4 protein-coding genes are annotated in these 6,259 nt (G+C 74.2%); 2 read left to right on the plus strand and 2 right to left on the minus strand.

The annotated features are described in order from the left end of the window. Position 1: 1 nt before the first annotated feature. Positions 2 to 1,216: a substrate-binding domain-containing protein gene (locus tag NF338_RS16995; protein ID WP_264031875.1), complete on the minus strand. Its 1,215-nt coding sequence runs from the start codon at positions 1,214 to 1,216 to the stop codon at positions 2 to 4. A 259-nt stretch (positions 1,217 to 1,475) separates the two neighbouring features. Between NF338_RS16995 and NF338_RS17000 the strand changes: the two genes are divergently transcribed. Continuing rightward, positions 1,476 to 2,969, plus strand: coding sequence for a PHB depolymerase family esterase (locus NF338_RS17000; protein WP_264031876.1), 1,494 nt, complete (start codon positions 1,476 to 1,478; stop codon positions 2,967 to 2,969). A gap of 128 nt (positions 2,970 to 3,097) precedes the next feature. On the opposite strand, the gene nhaA is transcribed toward NF338_RS17000, so the two are convergent. Beyond that, positions 3,098 to 4,417 (minus strand): Na+/H+ antiporter NhaA, encoded by a 1,320-nt coding sequence (gene nhaA / locus NF338_RS17005; protein WP_264031877.1) that lies wholly within the window; start codon positions 4,415 to 4,417, stop codon positions 3,098 to 3,100. A gap of 179 nt (positions 4,418 to 4,596) precedes the next feature. On the opposite strand from nhaA, the gene NF338_RS17010 reads away from it, so the two are divergent. Further along, on the plus strand, positions 4,597 to 5,529 hold the full coding sequence (locus NF338_RS17010; protein WP_264031878.1) for a hypothetical protein: 933 nt from the start codon (positions 4,597 to 4,599) through the stop codon (positions 5,527 to 5,529). The last annotated feature ends 730 nt before the right edge of the window (positions 5,530 to 6,259 follow it).

Consider the following 6,259-nt stretch of genomic DNA (forward strand, 5'->3'; position numbering starts at 1 on the left):
GTCAGCCCGCCTCGGCCGGGGCGACGTCCTCGCCCGGCACCTCGGTGACGAGCTCGGGGACCCAGGCGTCGCCGTCGGCCACGAGCTTGACCTGGTACATCGGCTGGATCAGCGCGTGGTCGGACGCGCGGACCGTCGTCGTGCCCTTGGGCCCGTCGAAGCTCCAGCCCTCGAGCGCGTCGACCATGGCGTCGACGTCGTCGCCGCCCTCCTCGATCGCGTGGACGATCATCTGCGCCGCGACGAAGCCGTCGGGCGTGAAGAGGTCCGCCTGCTTGCCGGCCGCCTCGACCGACGCGAGCATCGCGGCCTCGACCTCGGTGCCCGCGGCGCCGGGGAAGTAGTGGTTGAGGAAGTCGACCTTGCTCGCCGCGGCGCCGTACGCGCCGTAGGTGGCGACGTCGCCGAGGCCGGTGACGACCGTCGTCGAGTCGAGCACGCCCTGCTGGTCGAGGCCCTGCCACATCGCGCCCGACGTCGCCCCGGCCCACGCGACGAAGACGAGGTCGGGCGCGGCGTCGACGATCTGGTGCGCGAACGGCGTGAACTCCGTCGCGTCCTCGGGCACGAGCACGCTCGTCACCTCGGCACCCTGCGCACCCAGGACGGCCTCGACCGCGGCGAGGTTGCCCTGGCCGAACGCGTTGTCCTGCGCGAACACGACGACCTTCGCGCCGTCGGGGTCGACGAACGTCCCCGCCGTCGCGACGTCCTGGAGCGACTGGCGGCCCGAGCGGAACGTGTAGTCGTTGATGCCGGTGAGCGCGTCGACCGCGGCGGGGCCGGAGATGTAGAGGACCTTGTTCTGCTCGGCCTGCTCGGCGAGCTTGAGCGCCACGCCGGACACGACCGTGCCGCCGAGGATCTGGTAGCCCTTGCCGATGAGGTCCTTCGCCTGGCCGACCGCCTTGTCGGGGTCGCCGCCGTCGTCGTGGAACGTCACGTTGACCGGGCGGCCGTCCACCTCGCCCGTGCCGTCGGTCGCGTAGTCGAGACCGGCCTGGAAACCCTCGTAGTAGGCCTCGCCGTAGGCCGCGAGCGGCCCGGTCTTGGAGTAGATGATGCCGACGTCGACCGGGTCGGAGCTCGTGCTGCTCTCGCCTCCGGTGCTGTCGCCGCCGGTCGCGTCGGTCGGCGCGCACGCGGCGAGCACGAGGCTCGCGGCCACGAGCGCGGCGACGGCGAGTGCCGGCCGCTGGGACTTCTTCGTCCGCATGACTTCGCCCTTCGTTGGGTGGTCCTGGGGGAGCGCCGCTCGAACATGAGAGGCGATTCAGGTTGCGGGAATCATGGATCCGCGACCGACGCGGTGTCAACCTGCGCCGGTCACGATCCGGCGACGGGGCCGACGACGCGATGTTGACAGGTGATTCAGGTCACACGTAACGTCCGGTTCGCCCGGGTCCGGCGCGCGACGGTGCGCGCCGCAGCGCGTCCGGCGCTGACGGCGACCCGACCTCGACGTGGAGGTTCAGATGGTCAGGCACTCCTTCAGGCGGCACGGCCGCGCCCGCCGGTCCGCGGCCGCGCTCGCCCTCGGCACGGCGCTCGCCGTCGTGCTCGCGCCGCTCGTCACGACGCCCGCGTCCGCGGCGGGCTCCTGGTCCCAGCGCTCGGCGGGCGGCATGACGGTCGAGCTGTACCGGCCGACGACCGAGCCCGCGCTCCCCGGCGGTCGGGCGCTCATGGTCTCGCTGCACGGCTGCGTCCAGACCTCGCAGGTGCTCAAGAACGCGGGCAACTGGGCCGCCACCGCCGACGACCACGGCATGGTCGTCGCGGTCCCCGCCGCGCCGAACGGCGGCGTGCTGCTCGGCTGCTGGGACTACTACGACGCGAACCACAGCCGCACGAACCCCGCGCGCCACGACGACAACCTGCTCGACCTCGTCTCGGCGCTGCTCGCCGACACCTCGCTCGGCATCGACCCGGACCAGGTCTACGTCAGCGGGCTGTCGTCCGGCGGCGGCCAGGCCATGGTCATGGGTTGCCTCGCGCCCGACGTGTTCGCCGGCGTCGGGATCGCGGCAGGTCCGACGGTCGGGACGACGTCGGGCCAGATCGGGAGCGTCGCGACGACGCTCGCGCAGGCGCGCTCGACGTGCCGGTCGTTCGCCGGGACGCACGCGGCAGGCTTCGGCTCGCAGGTGGCGTCCGTCGTCTTCGGCAGCGCCGACACGACCGTCGCGACCGGGTACGGGACGCTCAACGCCCAGGTCATGGCCGACCTCTACGGCGCCGGGACGACGTCGTCGTTCTCTCTCGCCGGGCTCGCGGGGACGAACACCGCGGGTTCCGGGTCGCTGTGGTCCGACGCCGACGGGCCGCGCGTCTCGCTCGTCCAGAACACCGGGCTCGCTCACGCGTGGCCGGCCGGCGGAGGCCCGGGCGGGTCGTACGTGTCGACGAACAGCATCGACTACCCGTCCTACCTCACGGACTTCCTGTTCGAGAACAACCGGCGGGTCGATCGCGACCCGGGCACCGGTCCTGACCCCGACGTCGTCGCGCCGACCGTCGCGATCACGTCGCCGGCCGCGGGCTCGACCGTGACGGGCACCGTCCGGGTCGGGGTCGCGGCGGCGGACGACCGTGGCGTCGACCGGGTCGAGCTCAGCGTCGACGGCGCGGCGCTCGCGACGCTGCGCAGCGCGCCGTACGCGGACGACTGGGACACGACGGCGCTCGGTGCGGGCACGCACGTGCTCGCAGCACGGGCGGTCGACGCCGCGGGCAACGCGACGACGGCGCAGGTCACCGTGACGGTCCATGTGCCGTCCGGCCCGTGGTGCGGGACGGCGACGAACGCCCAGCACCAGGCGGCCGGCCGCGCGATCTCCTACGGCGTGAACCCGTACAACCCGTACTACGCGGTGGGCTCGCTCGCGTACCTCGGCCAGGGCGACACGACGGTCACGACGCTGCGCGAGGCCGCGCCCGGCCGCTACGAGGTCGCGACGACCTGCTGAGCGGGAACCTTCAGGTGCCGAACCCGGGGATACCGGCGGGCTGGGCCCTCACCTCGCCCGCAACCCCGGGTTCGGCGACGAGACAGAGGGCCGAGGCCTCGGTTCGGTGGGCGGCGGGGACGCGCGGGTCAGTGCTCCAGGCGGTCCTTCGCGTCGCCGATGTGGTCGGTGACGTCGTCCGGCAGGTCGTCGAGGTTCATGTCGTTCGTGCGCGCGCGCCGGGCGTCCCAGCGCAGCGCGACCGCCGCGAGGGCGGCGGCGATCGTCGAGGCGGCGAGGACGGCGATCTTCGCGGCGTCGGTGTGCGTCGAGTCCGGGAACGACAGCTCTGCGATGAGGAGCGACACGGTGAACCCGATGCCGCCCAGCAGGCCGACGGGCAGCAGGTCGCGCACCCCGATGCCGGGTGCCAGGCGCAGCGGGGTGAACCGCGTGACGAGCGCCGTCACCCCGAGCACGCCCACGAGCTTGCCCAGCACGAGGCCGAGCACGATCGCGAGCACGACCGGCTGGCCGAGGACGTCGCCCCCGCCGCCGACGAACGTCACGCCCGCGGCGAAGAACGCGAACACGGGCAGGGCGATCCCCTGGGAGAACGGGCGCAGGGCGTGCTCGAACCGGTGGGTGCGCGACTCGGCCTCGCCGTGCAGCGCGAGCGCGGGGACCGTGAAGCCGAGCAGGACGCCTGCGATCGTCGCGTGCACGCCGGACTCGTGCACCAGCGCCCACGCGACCACCGCGACGGGCAGCAGGAGCCACCAGCGCGTGCGCCGGGCGCGGACGAGCACGGCGAACAGGGCGACCGCGACGAGCGCGAGACCGAGGAGCCCGATGCGCAGGTCCTCCGTGTAGAAGACCGCGATGACGACGATCGCGAGCAGGTCGTCCACGACCGCGAGCGTCAGCAGGAACGTGCGGATCGCGGCGGGGAGCCCGCGCCCGAACACGGCGAGCACGCCGAGCGCGAACGCGATGTCCGTCGCCGTCGGGATCGCCCAGCCGTGCAGCGCGGCGTCGTCGCCCGCGAGCAGCACCACCACCGTGAAGATCACCGCTGGCACGGCCATGCCGCCGACCGCGGCGAGCATCGGCACCCCGGCCTGCCGCGGGCTCCGCAGGCTCCCCGCCACGAACTCCTGCTTGAGCTCGACGCCCACGACGAAGAAGAAGATCGCGAGCAGCCCGTCGGCGGCCCACGTCTCGAGGCTCAGGTCGAGGTGCAGGGGCAGCGGGCCGATCGAGGCCGGCCCGACGACCGTCTCCGAGAGGGTGGTGTACGCGTCGCGCCACGGGGAGTTCGCCCACAGCAGCGCGAGCAGCGCCGCGCCGATGAGCAGCGCGCCGCCCGTGGTCTCCCTGCTGACCCAGCGGCGCAGCCGCGCCCGGGGCGACGGCCGATCGGCCGGCGGGGTGGGGTGGGTGCCGGAGGGCGGGGTGGCGTGGGTCATCGTGCTCCCGGGGTCGCTGTCGAGTCGCACGGCCCGCGGACGCGAGACCGTGGCCGACCAGACTTCCCGGCACACCGCCCTCGATTCTACGGGGGATACCCCGCACGGCCGACGTGCGCGTCTCGCGATCATCCTCCCGGGCGACGTCCCGCGCGGCCAGCGCAGGCGAGGATCGGCGGGTGCCCGACGCCGCCCCTCGCCCTGCGCCCGACCTCGTCCCGGCCGACCTCACCGAGTCCGCCCCGGAGCCGACACCTGCCCCGACGCCGTCCCCGACCCCGACGCCTGCCCCGATCCCGTCCCCGGACGGGACGGCGGCGCCGCACGCGCCGACCGTCGTCGGACCGACCGCGCTCGACCGCTGGCTCCTCTGGGGCGGGTCTCCGGTCCTCGGGGCGCTGCTCGCGTACGGGGCGCTCCACCTCGCCGGATGGATGGCGGGACTGCCGTGGGCGCCGTTCCAGGGTCTTGCGCGCGCCATCGACGAGCTCCTCGGCGAGCGGGGAACCCTCGGCGTCGCGATCTGCCTCGCCTTCGGGGTCGGTGCCGGGCTCGTGTTCGCCGCGCACGCGGTGCGGGACATCGCGGTCGTGACGCTCGACGCCGCGCACGCAGCCGTCGACCGGCGCGGCGACCGCACCGCGCTGGACCGGGACCACGTCACCGCCGTGCTCGTCGACCGCAAGGACCTCGTCGTGCTCGGCCGTCGGACCTCGCCTGCCACCGACCGGCCCACGTCGCCCGCGGCGCGCACGGCACCCGACGGCGCCGCCGCCGACACCGTGGACGGCGACGCTCACGACGCACCGGTCGTCGAGCTCCTGAACGTCCGCACCGAGCTCGCGACCCACCGTCTCGCCGACGCGTTCCGGTCGCACGACTGGCCCTGGCACGACGGCGACCCGTGGGCAGAGGAGTTCCGGCGCTGGGTCCCCGGCGACCCGTCGCTCCCGCCGAGCGCCGACGCCGTCCTGCGCGCCCGCGCGGCGATGCTCCAGGCCGACAAGACGTCCGACGCCGCCGACCTGCGGCGCGAGCTCTCCCGCCTCGACGTCGTCGTCCGCGACGTCGACAAGATCCAGCACTGGCGCCCGGCCACCCCGCCGAGGTAGCGCCCTGGTCGCGTCAGACAAAGCCGTGGTTCTTGTGCTCGACGGCGTGTGGTCGGGTTTGGGTGGTCGGGGTGGGCGGTGCTGCCGCGTCTACCATCCGCCGCTCGTTCCTCGCGGCTCCCGTGTTTCTCGGTCGGGATCATCCTGCGTTCGCAAGCTCACTCCGGACGATCCCTCGTTCCAGGCCCGCCACGACGCGGCACCACCACCCACCCCGACCGGCGTCGTCTCGCCCCGGTCGGCGCTCACCCGGGCGACTTCCCGTGGTGTCCGTTCGCGATCCAAGTTCCCGGGGCTGCATCCGGCCTCGGCACGACCTGCCGCACCGCCTCCCCGCCCCCCGCGGCTGCGTGTCGTGGGTCACGACGCGACGTTGTCGTCGCGACATCCCGCCGAACAGGTCTCGGTCCGTCCTGGTGTCTGTCGAGCTGTGGTCGCCAGTTAGGCCTGCCGGGACGGCCTGGTCGGCCGATCGCCGGGCCGTGGTGGGCCGACGGCCGAGCGGTGGGGGTGGGCTCGGATGCGAAGGGGCGTCAGAGCGGCGCTCCTCGAACCCACGCCCGACAGACCAGGGTGACGGCGCCGCAGCCCCGAGCACCGAGGCCACCCCCACCGCGGACCCGACCCGCGGGCTTTGAGGCCCGAGCCCCCACCGCGGACCCGACCCGCGGGCTTTGAGGCCCGAGCCCCCACCGCGGACCCGACCCGCGGGCTTTGAGGCCCGAGCCCC

Origin of the sequence: Cellulosimicrobium sp. SH8 (assembly GCF_025818875.1) — a bacterium.
In the GTDB taxonomy this organism is placed as follows: domain Bacteria; phylum Actinomycetota; class Actinomycetes; order Actinomycetales; family Cellulomonadaceae; genus Cellulosimicrobium; species Cellulosimicrobium cellulans_D.